The sequence below is a fragment of the Rhodococcus sp. MS13 genome (genome assembly GCF_013277835.1).
GTDB lineage: Bacteria > Actinomycetota > Actinomycetes > Mycobacteriales > Mycobacteriaceae > Rhodococcus_F > Rhodococcus_F erythropolis.
Window position 1 is genome coordinate 606,204 of record NZ_VBTL01000004.1, and the last position, 14,900, is coordinate 621,103.

Below are 14,900 nucleotides of genomic sequence, written 5' to 3' on the forward strand. Positions count from 1 at the left end.
TACACATGCCCACTCGCGGCGCACTGTTCGACCCGGTGTTCGGGGCCACCCGAGTATCGGAGCACCTGTCCGACCAGGCGTGGGTCACCGCGCTGCTCGACGTGGAAGCCGCACTGAGTTGTGCGATGGCCACTGTCGGGTTGGCCGACGGGGAACATTGCGCCGCGGTGGCGACCGCCGCAGCTGAACTCTCACAACCGGGCGGCCTGGACATCGTGGCGCTCGGCCGCGCGTCGGCCACCGGCGGAAATCCCGTCATTCCGCTGGTGAAGATGCTGCGCGAAAGGGTGGGACAGGAAGGTGTGCCTGCCTCCGTGGTGCACCCGGGCGCCACCAGTCAGGACATCATGGACTGTGCGCTGATGCTGTTGACGCGACGCGCGGGCACAGTGGTTCTCGCCGACCTGACCCGCGCCGCCGATTCCGCCGCCCACCTCGCCCGCATACATCGCTCTACTCCGATGGTCGCGAGAACCCTGGGACAACAAGCACTTCCGACCACCTTCGGGCTACTGGCATCGAGTTGGTTCACCGCGCTCGACGCCGCAGCGATTCGTCTCGAAATCGTGCTGTCCACGTTGCCGGTTCAATTCGGCGGAGCCGCAGGAACACTCGCTGCGTTGTATCCCGACGGGCTCAGGATCGCGGACGCGCTGGCCGACGAACTCGGTCTGGCCAGGCAGGTCACTCCCTGGCACACCGACCGCGTGACCATCGCAGAACTCGCGACCACACTCGGTATCGTCGCCGGCGCCGTTTCCAAGCCCGCCACCGACATCACCGTCATGGCGTCCACCGAGCTGTCCGAGGTCGCCGAGAGCGCTCCGGGCGGCTCATCGGCCATGCCGCACAAGCAGAATCCGGTTGCCGCGATCACCGCCCGCGCGGCAGCGCGACGTGCTCCCGCACTGGTGGCCACAGCCCTGTCGAACATGGATCACGAATTCGCTCGCGCCGCAGGCCCCTGGCACGCCGAGTGGGAAACAGTCACCGATCTCTTGCGTCTGGCAGGCGGAGCAGCGCACCAGCTTTCCGTGAGCCTCACCGGCCTGCAAGTACACACCGAGTCGATGGCTCGTAATCTAGACATCACCGGTGGCCTGATTCTCGCCGAGCGTGTCACCAAGGCCCTGTCCGCACACACTGATCGAGCACGCGACATCGTCACCGCGGCAGCCACTTCCGGAACCAGGTTGGATCGTGATCCCGCCATCGCAGAGCACCTGAGCGAAACCGAGATCGCCGAACTACTCGACCCCGCACACTATCTGGGCCACGCCACCGATCTGGTCGACCGCGCCCTCGCCGAACGCCCCACAGGAGGATCTCGATGAGCGTCGCGCTCAACTTTCAACAGACCGGCAATCCCGATGCCCCGGCAGTGGTTCTCCTGGGTTCACTCGGATCCGATCTGTCCATGTGGCAGCCGCAGATTCACGCGCTGTCGAATCGCTACCGCGTCATCGCCGTCGACCATCGCGGCCACGGCAAGTCACCGGTGCCTGCGGGCCCCTACTCCATTGCCGATCTTGCCGGCGATGTCATCGCTCTCCTCGATTCGCTCGAACTCGAGTCCGTACATCTCGTTGGGCTCTCCCTCGGCGGCGCTGTCAGCCAATGGATCGCCGCGCACCACCCCACTCGCGTCGAGACGTTGACGTTGATGTGCACGTCCTCGCAGTTCGCCCCGGCTCAGCCGTGGATCGATCGTGCGCAGGCTGTCCGTGCGGACGGCATCGCGTCCATCGCGGCCGCCGTCGTCGGACGCTGGTTCACGCCGGGACTGGCCGAAAACGATCCGGAACTTGTCGCCCGCCACGTCGCGATGGTCGAAGCCACACCCGACGAGGGTTATGCCGCCTGCTGCGAGGCGCTTTCGGTGTGGGACGGCCGTGCCGACCTGGCCCGCATCGTCGCTCCGACGCTCCTCGTCGCGGGCGAGCAGGATCCGTCGACACCTCCGGCGACGTTGAGCGCGATCGCCGACGGTATCGCCGATGCGGTACTGCACGTGGTCGATCCCGGCGCACACCTCGCCAACGTCGAACAGGCCGGGCGCGTCACCAAACTGCTTGCAACGCATATTGCCTCGCACACATCTGCGCTCGCCCAACGTAGCGCCGCGGTATCGGCAGGTATGACCGTACGACGTCAGGTGCTCGGCGACGCCCACGTCGATCGTTCCATCGCCGGTGCCACCGAATTCACGGCCCCGTTCCAGGACTTCATCACTCGCACGGCGTGGGGTGACATCTGGTCACGCCCCGGCCTCGATCACCACACCCGCAGGCTCCTCACTCTCGCGATCCTCACCGCCGTCGGCAACGAACACGAACTCGACATGCACATTCGCGCTGCGCTGCGTGCCGGGATCGATCCCGACGAACTCGTGGAAGTATTTCTCCATACCGCGGTCTATGCGGGTGTGCCGAACAGCAACTTGGCTTTTGCGCTGGGAAAGCAAGCACTCGCGGACCTCTCGGCCGAACCTGAGGAGAACGAGACAACATGAGTGAGAACAGCAGCGAGCAAGCGCCGGGACCGTCACCGGACTACGTGCAGTCGCTGGCCCGTGGGCTGTCCGTCATCAAGGCTTTCGACGGTGAGCACCCGCGTCGGACCCTCAGCGAAGTTGCCAGGCACACCGATCTCACGCGTGCGACTGCTCGCCGCTTCCTGCTCACACTCGTCGAACTCGAATACGTACGTACTGACGGTTCAGTGTTCTGGTTGACGCCGCGAGTCCTCGAACTCGGCTACAGCTACCTCTCCAGTCTGTCCCTTCCCGAGATCGCCGGGCCGCATCTGGAAGCCTTGTCCGCCAAGGTCCGTGAATCCACGTCCGTGTCGATCCTCGACGGTGACGACGTCGTGTACGTGGCCCGTGTTCCGGTCAGCCGCATCATGACGGTTTCCATCACCATCGGCACGCGCTTTCCCGCGTACGCCACATCCATGGGTCGAGTTCTGCTCGCCGGCTTGCCGGACGACGCACTGGACGCCTACCTCGCCCGAGTGTCCTTCACCCGACTGACCGGCAAGACCATCTCCACCGCCGACGGTCTGCGTGCCGAACTCGAGAAGATTCGCGCCGACGGATTCGCGATTGTCGATCAGGAACTCGAAGAGGGTCTGCGCTCGCTCGCCGCACCCATCCGGGACGCAACCGGTGATGTGGTCGCGGCTGTCAACATCTCCACCCAAGCCGCCCGCTACAGCGCCGAAGCTGTTCGCGGTGAACTGGTTCCGGCCGCAGTCGCCACCGCGGACGCCATCTCCGTCGATCTCGGACGTACTCAGTCGTCCAACAATCACTCGGCAGCCACTCGCTGACCGGGCATACCCAAGGAAGAACCAATGCCTGACGTTGTCATCTGTGAACCGCTCCGCACCCCTGTCGGCCGCTTCGGCGGTGTCTTCCGTGACGTAGCCCCGGAAGATCTCGCCTCGACGTTGATCGCCGAACTCGTCACACGTACCGGCATTTCCGGCGCGGAGATCGACGACGTCATTCTCGGCCAGGCTTCGCCGAACGGTGAAGCTCCGGCGATCGGACGCATCGCGGCGCTCAACGCCGGTCTGGGCGTCGATGTTCCCGGCATGCAGGTGGATCGCCGGTGCGGGTCGGGATTGCAGGCAATCATCCAGGCCGTCATGCAGGTTCAGTCCGGTGGCAGTGATCTGGTCCTCGCGGGTGGTGCCGAGTCGATGAGCCAGGCAGAGTTCTACGCAACCGGAATGCGTTGGGGTGTCAAGGGTGAAGGTGTTGCGCTCAGCGATCGTCTCGCGCGCGCCCGCGTGACAGCCGGCGGACGCGACTTCCCGGTTCCCGGCGGAATGATCGAAACGGCAGAGAACCTGCGCGCCGAGTTCTCCATCAGTCGCGAAGATCAGGACGCACTCGCTGTGCAGTCGCATCAGCGTGCCGTTGCCGCACAGAAGAACGGCGTCTTCGCCGAGGAAATCGTTCCGGTATCCGTTCCGCAGCGCAAGGGTGAGGCCCTGCTCGTCGACACCGACGAGCATCCGCGGGCCGACACTTCGATGGAATCGCTTGCACGCCTTCGTCCCATGCGCGCAAAGATCGACCCGGACTCCACCGTGACGGCAGGTAATGCCAGCGGCCAGAACGACGGCGCAGCGCTGGCGATCGTCACCACCGCAGACAAAGCCCGCGCACTCGGACTGCGACCCCTCGTACGCCTGGCAAGTTGGAGCGTTGCCGGAGTTCCCCCGCGCACCATGGGCATCGGTCCCGTCCCGGCGTCGGAGAAGGCACTCGGCCGCCTCGGATTGACCCTGGCGGACATGGATGTCATCGAACTCAACGAAGCCTTTGCGGCACAAGCACTTGCAGTCCTGCAGAGTTGGAAGCTCGAAGCCGACGACCCACGCGTCAACCCCAACGGCTCCGGCATCTCCCTCGGCCATCCGGTCGGTGCCACGGGTGGACGAATCCTGGCCACCCTGTTGCGCGAGATGGACCGTCGCGAAGCGCGTTACGGCCTCGAGACGATGTGCATCGGCGGCGGGCAGGGCCTGGCTGCAGTGTTCGAGCGTCTGTCCTGATCAAGCCCCGACGTGCGCGACGCCAGGGTCACCGAGTTCGCCGCGTAGACCGTCGAGAAAGACACGCAGCAGTTCGGTGAGTTCGGCCTGCTGCTGCTCGGTGAGAATCGACGTCAGTTCGGCTTCACGGCCGAGGACTCGGTCCACCAATTGCTCCACCAGTTCGTGACCGGCGGCAGTGAGGGTCACGAGCACTAGTCGTGACCCTTGCGCGGCGGAGGACCTCTCCACCAGACCCGCGTTCTCCGCGCGCGCGAGTCGCTGCGAGATCGCACCGGCCGTGACTCCGGTCTGCTCGGTGATCTGGCGAGTCGTCAACTGATACGGCTCGCCGGATCGCCGCAGGACACTGAGTAGGTCCAGCGTGGCTGTGTCCGCACCGGCCGAGGCGAGTACCCGTCGGCGATCCTCACCGAGCAGCTTGGCGCACATCCACAGCCTGGTCACAATGCCGATACCCTCTACGGGCGTGCCCGGCCTTTCGCGAAGCCAGGCCAACGCAACCGCGTCCACCGCGTCGTCCGGGTTGTAATCGCCCACCACTGCACACCTCATTTAGCTCTAAATGATACGTTCTTCGTATAGGTCTAAACGTAGCTCACGGAGGTAGGCATGACACGCACAGTTCTGGTAACCGGCGGCGGAACAGGGATCGGGCGCGCAGTTGCAGCGGCGTTCGCCCGAGACGGAGACACAGTTTTTGTCACCGGCCGACGCACGGAACCACTCGAAAAGACCGCGGAGGAGTTGGGTTCCGATGTTCACGCCTTGACGTGTGATAACTCCGACCCGAAAGACCTGAAGCGGCTGCAGGATTCGCTTCCGGGAACCATCGACGTCGTGGTGCACTGCGCCGGTGGCAACACGGACTTCGATCGCGAAGCACCGTCAGATCTGGAATCCCTGGCCGCCGGGTGGCGTGCGAATCTGGACTCCAATCTCATCTCGGCAGTGCTGACCACAGCCGCAGTTCGCGATCGAATCCCCAGCGGCGGTGCCGTCATCACCATCGGATCGATTGCCGCCGACAAGGGCGCGGGCGCGTACGGCGCTGCCAAAGCCGCAGTTGCGACGTGGAATATCGATCTGGCCGCCGAGCTGGGGCCCGAAGGCATCACCGCGAACATCGTCTCCCCCGGCTACATCGCTGACACCGAGTTCTTCCGAGACTTTCTGACGGACGAGCGTCGCGCGATGCTGATCGAGTCCACCAGCACCAAGCGCGCCGGAACACCGGACGACATCGCATCAGCCGTCCACTTCTTGGCCTCACCGGGCGCCCGGCAGATCACCGGTCAGGTATTGGCAGTCAACGGCGGTGAGAGAACCAGTCGCTGATCATGCCAGGTGGCGCCCGAAGAACGAGTCGATTCGCTTCCAGGCATCCTGCGCTGCAACAGGATCGGGACCGATTCCGAGGATGCGCTCCAACGGACGAAGCACCTTGGGTCCGGCCTCCGCGTCGTTGAGGAACGCGTGGCCGGCGGTGGGGTACTCCTTGACGTCGTTCTCGATACCGGCATTGCTGAGCGCCGTCTCCAGCTTCGCTGCCGCACCGCGGAGCGAGAAGTCCTTGCCTCCGAAACTCCCGACGATCGGGCACGCATCCACCACGGCCTCATCGAGTTTGCGTGGAAGCTGACCGTAGTTGACCGAGGCAGCGTCGAAATCTCCGGCGCTGACCATCGCGAAGCCGCCGCCCATGCAGAATCCGATGACACCGATCTTTCCGGTGCAGTCCGGGGATTCCAACAGCCAACTGCGAGCGACTTCGATGTCGGTGAACGCCTTGCCGTGTCCTCGAAGCATCGACGTCATGGTGGGCACGAGGCACCGCTTCGCCCCGCCCGCGCTGTAGAGGTCGACAGCGAGCGTCAGGAATCCCGCAGAGGCCAGCCGCTTGGCTTGCCGCTGCATCACCTCCTCGAGCCCGAAGGCCTCGTGAATCATCACTACCCCCGGCCACGGGCCGGGGGTAGTGGGGGTTTCGAGTATCGCTCGCAGCGGTTGTGATCCGCCGACAACTGCGGCGCGGCCAGTCAGATCTATGTCCACCATGTTTCGATGCTAGGCCGACGCAGGGTCCGTACGCTCGGAAGCGAGGTCAGGGGAGTTGTTTTCCCTGGCCCGCCGCAAGCCCGGTCAAGACCTCGGCGAGCTGCGGCAAGGCGTACGGCGCGCTCAGTGGACCGAAATTGTCGACAAAGGCATTCGAGAGCAGAAGTTCGACCGGCGCATAGGCTCGCGCCTTCACCGCGGGGAGGTTCTGGAAAACTGCGAAGTTCTCCAGCCTCGTCGTCGCTTCCTGATCAGAAGCGAGGCTGAGCAAAATGTCTGCGGGTGCGAGTACCTCCGCCTGCTCCATCGACAGCGCAGTCATCTGCTCGGCGTTGTATCCGCGATAGTTGAGTCCGAGTTCGCGCAGCAGAACCCCGGGCGCACTGGCATCCCCCTGCACATACAACTGATCGCCGTACATCGAGCCGATCATGATCGTCTTGCCACCCAAGCCATTCAGCGAAGCGGCGGTGTCGGAGATCAGGGCGTCGGTCCGGGCGATCGCTGCAGCAGCGGCCTCGTCGACAAAAGCGGCCTGCCCGACCGTGGCGACGCCGTCACGCCACGAGGTGGTCCAGTCCAGCGCGATGACCGGCGCGATCTGGCTGAGCCTCTCGGCTACCGGTTCGAGATAGGTCTTCATTCCGATGATGAGATCCGGTGAGTAGCGCGCGATGATTTCCGGGCTGATTTCGCCTGTGGTGTCGAAGCTTTCGAGATCGGCTATTCCAGCGGTGCTCTGCCAAGGCAGTGCACCGCGGTCCCACGCACCCGTATTGCCGTAGGCGACTGGGTGAACGCCGAGAGAGAGCAGAAATTCGAGATCCGTGAAGTCGCTGGCAACAACGATCCTTTCCGGCTTCCCCGAGATCGTGGTGGTGCCGAGCGCATTGATCACCTCGCGTTGTTCGCCGGTATCAGCGGCATCTGACGTAGTCGAACAACCCGCAAGGATGGCGGCCGCTGCCACTGCGCCGACGCCGAAGAACCCACGGCGACTGAGCTGGTCCACCAGTTCAGACGTCGTGGATTCACAAATCGTTCCGTACATGTATGCACTCTCCTTCTCGGCGACTGCTGCGCGCGCCGAGGGCACAGCGAATGAGAGGTTAGCCCACCCTCATCTTCCATAGGGTTCCTACGTTTGCGATTCCGAGAGATCGGAGCGATAAATATGGACCGTTCTCGAGCGGACAAGTACATTCCCGCTGATCTATCACCGCAGGCAGTTGGGCGAGCCACCAGTCCCTGCCTTCGGCGATCGGGTCGCTCCAGCGTCGAAAATCAGTCGAAGATCAGTTGCCATTCCCTCCTCGAAAGCGTCCGAATTACCGTCTTTTGCACGTCGCCCACCGTTCGACTTGCGCGGCGTGGGAGGATAGACACATCGAGATCGGGACTTCGATGTGAGGGCCCGGATCGAGTTTGTAGGGAGTATCGGTATGGCACAGGGCATCGTGAAGTGGTTCAACGGCGAAAAGGGCTTTGGTTTCATCGCTCCCGACGACGGAACACCGGACGTGTTCGTTCATTACTCTGAAATCTCGGGCAACGGCTACAAGTCGCTCGACGAGAACCAGCGTGTGGAGTTCGAGGTTGGCCAGGGCCAGAAGGGTCCTCAGGCCACCAATGTGCGCGCTGTCTAATCAGTGACACAAGAAGAGGGCCGCACCCGCAAGGGTGCGGCCCTCTTCTGCATCAGATTCACCCCTGAATCACTGATCCTGAATGACGGCCAACGCTCCCACGATATTCGACTCCGCAACCGACTTCGAGAATCCGAGATCAGCCAGAACACCTGATCCGTCTTCGAGTTCGAGCAGCGCGAGCAGGATGTGCTCGGTTCCGATGTAGTTGTGGCCCAGGCGAAGAGCCTCACGGAACGTCAGTTCCAGCACCTTGCGCGCGCGAGCGTCGTACGGAATAAGTTCTGGCAGTTCGGAAGTCGGAGCCGGGAGTACACCGGCCACTGCAGCTCGGACGGACCCGAGCTCCACCCCCTGCGCCACTATCGCCTTCGCAGCCAACCCGGCAGGCTCCTCGACAAGCCCCAGGAGCAGGTGCTCCGGCTGGATCTCTGCGTTACCGGCGGCGCGGGCTTCGTTCTGCGAGGCCATGACGACGTTCTTCGCCCGGGGAGTGAACCGGTTGAACCCTTCGTTCGGATCCATCGGCTTCTGATCACTCGGCACCTTGGGAACAAAACGCTTCTGCGCAGCCTGCTTCGACACACCCATGCTCGCACCGATCTCCGTCCACGACGCTCCCGACCTGCGCGCCTGGTCGACGAAGTGGCCGATCAGGTGATCTGCAACTTCACCGAGATGATCAGCTGCGATCACGGCGTCGGAAAGTTGGTCGAGCGCGTCGGTGTGCACCTTCTTGATCGCGTCGATGAGGTCGTCGAGTCGAACCTTGTTGGTCATTTCCACTGGCTTGCTCATGCGTCAACCATAGGTTGACGCAATCGAAAACGTCAACCCTAGGTTGACGATCGTTTTCGCCGCACTGCGATTAGCCGGAAAAGAACTCTCGCAGAGCCGGGACAATAGCGTCGTCGGCAACGCCGTGCCCCTGACCGGGGATCTCCAAAGTCTTTGTCCCCGAGACTTTTGCAGCGATTCTCGTCGCCGAGGCAGGTGCCCATTGACCACTGTCACCGCCGTACATGACCAATGTAGGGACGGTAATGGAGGCAAGCCAGTCGAGCGACTGACAGCCGTGATCACACACGGCGACGTCGTAAGGCAAGGTGTGCGCGATGGCGCACATGTCGGGCCAATCGGCGCTCCGCTTGATCTCGTCGACCATCCCGGGGGATGCACCGGTCAGATCCAGAAAACGCGTCACAGCACCTTCCCTGTCGCCGGCCGCGATCAACCGCTCCAGGTCACTTTGGGCAGTCTCGTCACGCTGGTCGTCATCCATGTACGGCGCCTCGTAGACGGCGAGCTTACGCATCGGCACGGCCTGCGCTGCGGCTTCCAAAGCCAGCGCAGCACCCGACGACAATCCGTAGACCAGCGGCGTTTCACCGGTGGCAGCGACGACCGCCCGCAAGTCCTCCACCTCGGCGTCGATCGAGAACGCGCGACTGTCACCGCTGTCCCCGCGTCCGCGCCTGTCGTACGAGTACACCGTGAAGTCCGCCGCCAACGCAGCAGCGAGAGAATCGAACCATCCTCGATCGCAGAACGCTCCGGCAACCAGAACCACTGCTGGTCCGGCACCGGAGCGTTCGTATGCGATGGTCGTACCGTCGCGGGATTGCACTACCGCTGGGGATTGCTCTGTTTGCACGTCGATCTCCTCAGGTTTGGTCAATGCCTACCTGATTAGACCGCCCGCGTTACCGAAACTCATCGGTCCGGTCGGCAGAGGCTTCAGCTGATCTTGTTGTACAGGGCATCCCAACCCTGTGCCACGTATGAAATCGTGTAGATCGAACCGTAGAACGTGGAGCCGCCCAGACTGGTGACGTTGCCAGCCTGCACTGCCGGGAGTCGCTGCCACAGCTTGCTCGCCACCAATGCCTGGTACGCGGCACTGTCCTCGTTTTCGGTGATCATGAAGCCGTCGACGCCGGCCAGCACATCGAGGCCTTCGAGGCTGACGCCGCCCTCGGGATCGAGGCCCTCCGAGGTGGCAGTTTTGCCACCGATGTCGCCGAGCGTCATGTCGCTGGGCTTGTCGCCCTTCTCGGACGTACGGATGCTCGTGACGTACAGCGTGTTCGTGTCTGGCATGAACGAGACACTGGCAACGGTTTTGGACGCAATCTTCTCGGCATGACGACTGCGGATGTCGGAAATCAGATTGTCGTAGTCGAGCGTCAATCGATCGAGTGTGGCCGTTCGACCGAGCCAGCCCGACAACCGCGAGAGGTTTGTACGCCAGTCGTCGGTGAACTCGGTCGTCAGAACCGGTGCGATGGTGGACATCTCGGCTACCGGCCACCACTCGCTCTCGTAGTTGAGACACACGATCAGGTCGGGCTCGAGCGCCAAGATCTGTTCGCGGTTGGGGATCTCCGACAGGAACGGTACCGACGAATCGATAGGCACCCACGGTGTCGCCTGGGCGTACGTGTAGCCGACGAGCGGAAGTTCCAGAGCTACAGCAGGTTCCAGATCGAGCCGCGAGTCGATCGCGACAACCCTCTTCGGATTGACGGGAATGTCGTAGGTACCGAGAGGTGTCGTCACAGAACGCATTTCGGTTTCACCCGAACTGCTCCCGCTGTCACCGCAGGCCGCCAGGAACGCGCCCAGTCCGGCGATCCCGGCGCCGAAGCCGAACTGCCGACGTGTGAGGTCCGAAACGAGGCGGTTGTCGGAGTAGCCCTCGGGAAGCAAGAGCGTGGATTGAGCGGGCATGCGTGTCGAACCTCCAGAAGAAATGAATCATCCACTGTTGCGAGCGGATAAGGATGCCCTAACAGCGTACGCAGGGAGGGTCGTCGCGATCGGCCCAGAAATAGTCGAATCAGGCCAATTCGCACCCCTCACTTGTCGAGTTTGCGCATCTCGACGAAGTAGACCGCACTGAACGCGAGGTAGGTGCCGACGATTCCGAGGACCGAGATGATCAGGACGAGAGCGAGAAACATAGCCATGATGGTCTCCACTGACACGGGTTGTTCACGATGTCGATCGAGAGAAAATGGCTTCGAACTGCGGCGCTGCGACTCGAAGCGGGGCCGAAACTTGCGGTTACACACACCACGCTAGCCCCAGGCGTCTCGAGTTTCGATGAACTCGAGGTGAACTCTCCTACGGCTACGTCACACTTTTCTCCCCGACGGTCAGTTCGGTCCGAGCACCTGCCCGGACCATTCGACCAAAGGCGTCAGTGCGCGCCACGCTGTGCGAACTTCCTTCAATGTCCTGGCGCTGTCCAGCCACGACGGGCTCGGGTAACTACGACCAGCAGTCAGCGACTTGTGACGCAGCAATTCGATCCGCGGGTGGTCGACCGTGTATCCGCGAGGCGCCGTCTTGAGCTTGTCGCCGCCGATCGTGAATCCGGCCTTCTCGACGGAGGCCAGGATCTTCTCGAGCTCCGGCCCTCGAACGTCGTCGTCGACAGCCGCACGATAACGCGCGATGGTCTCCGAACTGCTGGCGTAGAAACCACCGGCCACCATCAACCCTGCCGCGTCGATCTGCACGTAGTAGCCACAGCTCTCGGCGAGACCGACGAACGCTCCCTGGTGCGTCTTGTACGGGATCTTGTCCTTCGAGAATCGAACGTCACGATATGGCCGAAAGAGCTTGGCCGTGCCGAATTCGTCCTCCAACGCCGCGGTCAACGACGCCATCGGACGACGAACCACTTCGTCGTACGTCTCCTTGTGCGCTGCCCACCAGGTCTTGCTGTTGTCGGCCTCCAGGTCTTCGTAGAAGTCGAGTGCAGCAACGGGTATGCCAGTGAACGCAGCCATGGCGTAAGCCTAGCTGCCTGTACGGCTTTGGACCGCCTGCCCTGCGACGATGCCCGGATCGGCCGGAATCCGTAGAATGCATGGGGATGATTTCCGAAATACAAGCATGGGAACTGACCGACACCAACCGAGACTGGCTGATTCACCGACCCGTCGAGATCGCGATCTACGTGGCGCTCGCAGTCGTTCTGCGCTTCGCACTGCACCGCGGGATCGATCGAATGTCGAAGCCTCGCAAGTCTCCGAACGCCAAGGTGAACGAGCGCCGATCGCAGCGAGCCCGGACCATCGGTTCGGTACTCAAATCGACGGTGTCCATCGTCATCCTCGTCTGGTGTGTGCTGCAGATCCTCGGCATCCTCGGGATCAACGTCGCGCCGTTCATCGCATCCGCCGGCGTCATCGGTCTTGCCATCGGTTTCGGTGCACAAAACCTGGTGCGTGACTTCCTCTCCGGCATCTTCATGTTGCTGGAAGATCAGTACGGTGTCGGCGACGTCGTCGATCTCGGTGACGCGGTCGGCACCGTCGAAACAGTGGGCCTGCGTGTCACCACGATTCGAGATGCCAACGGCACCTTGTGGTACTGCCGCAATGGCGAAATCCTGCGAGTGGGCAACATGAGTCAGGGTTACGCCACTGCAGTTCTCGATCTCCCCATCGCCCACAATGCGAACGTGCACAAAGCGTGCGAGGTGGCGACGCGAGCTGTCCTCGAGGCGGCGGAGTCCGAACCGATCAGGGCGGACATGATCGACAAGCCGGAGATGCTGGGAGTCAATTCGGTTACTGCCGAGGCAATTACCATTCGAGTGACGGCGCAGGTCAAGCCTGGGCGCCAGTGGGCAGTCCAGCGCGCATTTGCACGCTCGGCGCTGACTGCGTTCGAAGAGCAGGGAATCGAGGCACCGTACCTGCCTGTTCTGCGCTGACGGTTGAAACGGAATCGACTGCCCTTTCCATCAATTACGCGAGCCCCCGGCGGGGTCGAAACCACCGGGGGCTCGCTGGTGCCTGACGCACGATTCAGACGGTGGAGGTCGAGACCTCCCGATTTGCCGAGCTGTTGCCAAACACCCTGTGCAGGAACATCGTCAGAGCAATTGCTGCCACGATTCCGATCAGCGGCGGGATTCCCACCTCGAACTCACCGGAAAGCCAAGCGAGGAAGGCTGCGACGGCATAGACGGCGAGGTTTCGCCAGTGGACCGGCTGCGGGGTGTAACCCTCGGGAATGCCGCGCCGCCAGCGGCACAGGAAGTCCCCGATGATCACACCGCCCAATGGCGGGATGAACGTTCCGAGCAGGCTCAGATAGTCGACAAGATGGTTGTGCACACCGGTCAGAGCGAGCGCCGTGCCGATCACACACCCACCGATGACGAACGGGGTCTTGCGGGGCTTTCTGAACAATTCGGCGCCGGCCACCCCGAAGGCGTATGCGGTGTCGGCGTTGCTCTTCCAGAGGTTCCCGAACAGCAAGACCAGGCCCCAGCCGACAAGCCCGAGGTTGTAGAGAATCAGCACGAAGTCACCTTCGTGGAACGTGATAGCTCCGATGGCACCGAACAGGATCATCAATCCGTTTCCGAGGAGGAACCCGATAACGCAGGCCCACACCGCTTGTGATCCGGAACGGGCAAACCTGGTCCAGTTGGGCGCTTGCGTTCCCGCCGATACAAACGTGCCGACCACAGTGGTGATTGCGAGCGCGATCGTCATGGTCGTCTGCGGTTGAACCGAGACCAGGCCGGAGAACCCACCGACTTCCTCGAGGGACCGGAACACGACCCAGCAGGCCAACGCCAGGATCAAGGGCGTCGAGACGAGCGAGACCCAATACATTCCGCGGTAGCCGTAGCAGGCGGTGATGCACATCAAGATGCTCGCCGCGATCATCACCGACGCCCGCGCGAGATAGGAATCCCAGCCCAATGCCTGCGCGGTGAGATCGCCGATCGTGCCGATGATGACTCCGTACCAGCCGATCTGGGTACCGCCCAGCAGGATCGAAGCGAGCTTGGACCCGCGGGTGCCGAAACTGTAGCGCGCCATCACAACTGTTGTCAGCCCGGTTCGGGCTCCGACGAACCCCATCATGGCGACGTAGACCCCCAAGATGGCGGATCCGGCGGCGATCACCACCATCAGTTTCCAGAACGAGAACGCGGTACCGAGCGCTGCTCCGGCCAACATCGTCGGAGTGAAGATGGTGAACCCCAGCAACACCACCGCGAGCGAGAAGAACGGCTTTCGTGCATGAAGCGGAACCGGACTAACGGGATAGTCCGGATCGACGGGGTGACCCGCACTCTCCGAATCGCTTGCGGCCGTGGCAGGTTCGACGGCGCTGCTCATACAACTTCGCCGATGTCTTCGAGCCACAGGCTCGGGCGCTCGGCCAGCATGCGGTCCATCAGTGCCACACACTCCGCGTCATCGACGACGTCGACCTGAATTCCGCTGCTGCGCAACCATTCTTCCGACGCCTCGAAGGAACGATTTTCGCCGACCACGATTCGAGGGATCTCGTACAGGCGCGCCGTTCCGGCGCACATGAAGCACGGTGACAAAGTCGTGTAGAGGACACACTCGCGATACACCGAGGCCGGCAGTCGTCCGGCGCGCTCGATGCAGTCGGTCTCTCCATGACGGATGGCGCTGTTCATCTGGACCCGGCGGTTGCGTCCGACTGCGAGAACCTCGCCGCGGTGAATCAGCGCCGCGCCGATCGGCACGCCGCCCTCCTCCCAACCGATCTTCGCCTGTTCGATCGCAAGTCCGAGAAAATGCTCATCGGTGTGTGCCGGGTGGTTCATGTGCGCTCCTG

The 14,900-nt window shown here is 62.8% G+C and carries 16 protein-coding genes; 7 read left to right on the top strand and 9 right to left on the bottom strand.

The features are described from left to right. Window positions 1-5 precede the first annotated feature (5 nt). The 4 genes from pcaB to FEZ59_RS11300 are packed head-to-tail and all read left to right on the top strand — an operon-like array spanning window position 6 to window position 4,569. Complete coding sequence (gene pcaB / locus FEZ59_RS11285) at window positions 6-1,334, top strand: 3-carboxy-cis,cis-muconate cycloisomerase (RefSeq protein WP_020970943.1); 1,329 nt, start codon at window positions 6-8, stop codon at window positions 1,332-1,334. Further along, window positions 1,331-2,512: a 3-oxoadipate enol-lactonase gene (gene pcaD / locus FEZ59_RS11290; protein WP_134998892.1), complete on the top strand. Its 1,182-nt coding sequence runs from the start codon at window positions 1,331-1,333 to the stop codon at window positions 2,510-2,512. Before pcaB ends, pcaD begins: the two co-directional genes overlap by 4 nt. Continuing rightward, window positions 2,509-3,333 carry an IclR family transcriptional regulator C-terminal domain-containing protein gene (locus tag FEZ59_RS11295; RefSeq protein WP_020909283.1) on the top strand — a complete coding sequence of 275 codons (825 nt, stop codon included), beginning with the start codon at window positions 2,509-2,511 and terminating at the stop codon, window positions 3,331-3,333. The genes pcaD and FEZ59_RS11295 overlap by 4 nt, the downstream gene beginning before the upstream one ends. Before the next feature lie 24 nt (window positions 3,334-3,357). Next, entirely contained in the window at window positions 3,358-4,569 is a 1,212-nt protein-coding gene (locus tag FEZ59_RS11300; protein WP_047888311.1) for an acetyl-CoA C-acetyltransferase, read from the top strand. Here FEZ59_RS11300 and FEZ59_RS11305 read toward each other — a convergent pair whose 3' ends face one another. After that, on the bottom strand, window positions 4,570-5,109 hold the full coding sequence (locus FEZ59_RS11305) for a MarR family transcriptional regulator (protein WP_020970947.1): 540 nt from the start codon (window positions 5,107-5,109) through the stop codon (window positions 4,570-4,572). Window positions 5,110-5,181: 72 nt separating this feature from the next. On the opposite strand from FEZ59_RS11305, the gene FEZ59_RS11310 reads away from it, so the two are divergent. Beyond that, window positions 5,182-5,907, top strand: coding sequence for an SDR family oxidoreductase (locus FEZ59_RS11310; RefSeq protein WP_020909286.1), 726 nt, complete (start codon window positions 5,182-5,184; stop codon window positions 5,905-5,907). Here the strand turns inward: FEZ59_RS11310 and FEZ59_RS11315 are convergent, their stop codons facing one another. Beyond that, complete coding sequence (locus FEZ59_RS11315; protein ID WP_047888312.1) at window positions 5,908-6,627, bottom strand: dienelactone hydrolase family protein; 720 nt, start codon at window positions 6,625-6,627, stop codon at window positions 5,908-5,910. It lies immediately after the preceding gene. Window positions 6,628-6,673: 46 nt separating this feature from the next. Continuing rightward, window positions 6,674-7,723 (bottom strand): ABC transporter substrate-binding protein, encoded by a 1,050-nt coding sequence (locus FEZ59_RS11320; RefSeq protein WP_346343226.1) that lies wholly within the window; start codon window positions 7,721-7,723, stop codon window positions 6,674-6,676. A gap of 346 nt (window positions 7,724-8,069) precedes the next feature. Here FEZ59_RS11320 and FEZ59_RS11325 point away from each other — a divergent pair, with 346 nt between their 5' ends. Beyond that, complete coding sequence (locus FEZ59_RS11325) at window positions 8,070-8,273, top strand: cold-shock protein (RefSeq protein ID WP_003939930.1); 204 nt, start codon at window positions 8,070-8,072, stop codon at window positions 8,271-8,273. Between the two features lie 69 nt (window positions 8,274-8,342). Here the strand turns inward: FEZ59_RS11325 and FEZ59_RS11330 are convergent, their stop codons facing one another. From FEZ59_RS11330 to FEZ59_RS11345, 4 genes are all read right to left on the bottom strand, one after another. Next, window positions 8,343-9,071, bottom strand: a complete 729-nt coding sequence (locus FEZ59_RS11330) for a Clp protease N-terminal domain-containing protein (RefSeq protein WP_082148450.1) — start codon at window positions 9,069-9,071, stop codon at window positions 8,343-8,345. A gap of 70 nt (window positions 9,072-9,141) precedes the next feature. After that, window positions 9,142-9,927 (bottom strand): alpha/beta hydrolase, encoded by a 786-nt coding sequence (locus FEZ59_RS11335; RefSeq protein ID WP_092764256.1) that lies wholly within the window; start codon window positions 9,925-9,927, stop codon window positions 9,142-9,144. Window positions 9,928-10,010: 83 nt separating this feature from the next. Then, entirely contained in the window at window positions 10,011-11,003 is a 993-nt protein-coding gene (locus tag FEZ59_RS11340; protein ID WP_007729992.1) for an ABC transporter substrate-binding protein, read from the bottom strand. A 428-nt stretch (window positions 11,004-11,431) separates the two neighbouring features. Then, window positions 11,432-12,070 (bottom strand): DUF2461 domain-containing protein, encoded by a 639-nt coding sequence (locus tag FEZ59_RS11345; protein ID WP_003939783.1) that lies wholly within the window; start codon window positions 12,068-12,070, stop codon window positions 11,432-11,434. 86 nt (window positions 12,071-12,156) lie between these two features. On the opposite strand from FEZ59_RS11345, the gene FEZ59_RS11350 reads away from it, so the two are divergent. Continuing rightward, window positions 12,157-13,002, top strand: coding sequence for a mechanosensitive ion channel family protein (locus FEZ59_RS11350; protein WP_024487521.1), 846 nt, complete (start codon window positions 12,157-12,159; stop codon window positions 13,000-13,002). A gap of 94 nt (window positions 13,003-13,096) precedes the next feature. Here the strand turns inward: FEZ59_RS11350 and codB are convergent, their stop codons facing one another. Further along, window positions 13,097-14,428 (bottom strand): cytosine permease, encoded by a 1,332-nt coding sequence (gene codB, locus FEZ59_RS11355; RefSeq protein ID WP_134998894.1) that lies wholly within the window; start codon window positions 14,426-14,428, stop codon window positions 13,097-13,099. Continuing rightward, a complete protein-coding gene (locus FEZ59_RS11360) occupies window positions 14,425-14,889 on the bottom strand; it encodes a nucleoside deaminase (protein WP_134998895.1) in 465 nt (154 codons plus the stop codon). The genes codB and FEZ59_RS11360 overlap by 4 nt, the downstream gene beginning before the upstream one ends. Window positions 14,890-14,900: the final 11 nt, after the last annotated feature.

Excerpts from the sequence above, each read along its gene's own strand:
- pcaB (WP_020970943.1), top strand. The coding sequence starts at position 6 with ATGCCCACTCGCGGCGCACTGTTCGACCCGGTGTTCGGGGCCACCCGA.
- pcaD (WP_134998892.1), top strand. The coding sequence starts at position 1,331 with ATGAGCGTCGCGCTCAACTTTCAACAGACCGGCAATCCCGATGCCCCG.
- FEZ59_RS11295 (WP_020909283.1), top strand. The coding sequence starts at position 2,509 with ATGAGTGAGAACAGCAGCGAGCAAGCGCCGGGACCGTCACCGGACTAC.
- FEZ59_RS11300 (WP_047888311.1), top strand. The coding sequence starts at position 3,358 with ATGCCTGACGTTGTCATCTGTGAACCGCTCCGCACCCCTGTCGGCCGC.
- FEZ59_RS11310 (WP_020909286.1), top strand. The coding sequence starts at position 5,182 with ATGACACGCACAGTTCTGGTAACCGGCGGCGGAACAGGGATCGGGCGC.
- FEZ59_RS11315 (WP_047888312.1), bottom strand. The coding sequence starts at position 6,627 with ATGGTGGACATAGATCTGACTGGCCGCGCCGCAGTTGTCGGCGGATCA.
- FEZ59_RS11325 (WP_003939930.1), top strand. The coding sequence starts at position 8,070 with ATGGCACAGGGCATCGTGAAGTGGTTCAACGGCGAAAAGGGCTTTGGT.
- FEZ59_RS11330 (WP_082148450.1), bottom strand. The coding sequence starts at position 9,071 with ATGAGCAAGCCAGTGGAAATGACCAACAAGGTTCGACTCGACGACCTC.
- FEZ59_RS11340 (WP_007729992.1), bottom strand. The coding sequence starts at position 11,003 with ATGCCCGCTCAATCCACGCTCTTGCTTCCCGAGGGCTACTCCGACAAC.
- FEZ59_RS11345 (WP_003939783.1), bottom strand. The coding sequence starts at position 12,070 with ATGGCTGCGTTCACTGGCATACCCGTTGCTGCACTCGACTTCTACGAA.
- FEZ59_RS11350 (WP_024487521.1), top strand. The coding sequence starts at position 12,157 with ATGATTTCCGAAATACAAGCATGGGAACTGACCGACACCAACCGAGAC.
- codB (WP_134998894.1), bottom strand. The coding sequence starts at position 14,428 with ATGAGCAGCGCCGTCGAACCTGCCACGGCCGCAAGCGATTCGGAGAGT.
- FEZ59_RS11360 (WP_134998895.1), bottom strand. The coding sequence starts at position 14,889 with ATGAACCACCCGGCACACACCGATGAGCATTTTCTCGGACTTGCGATC.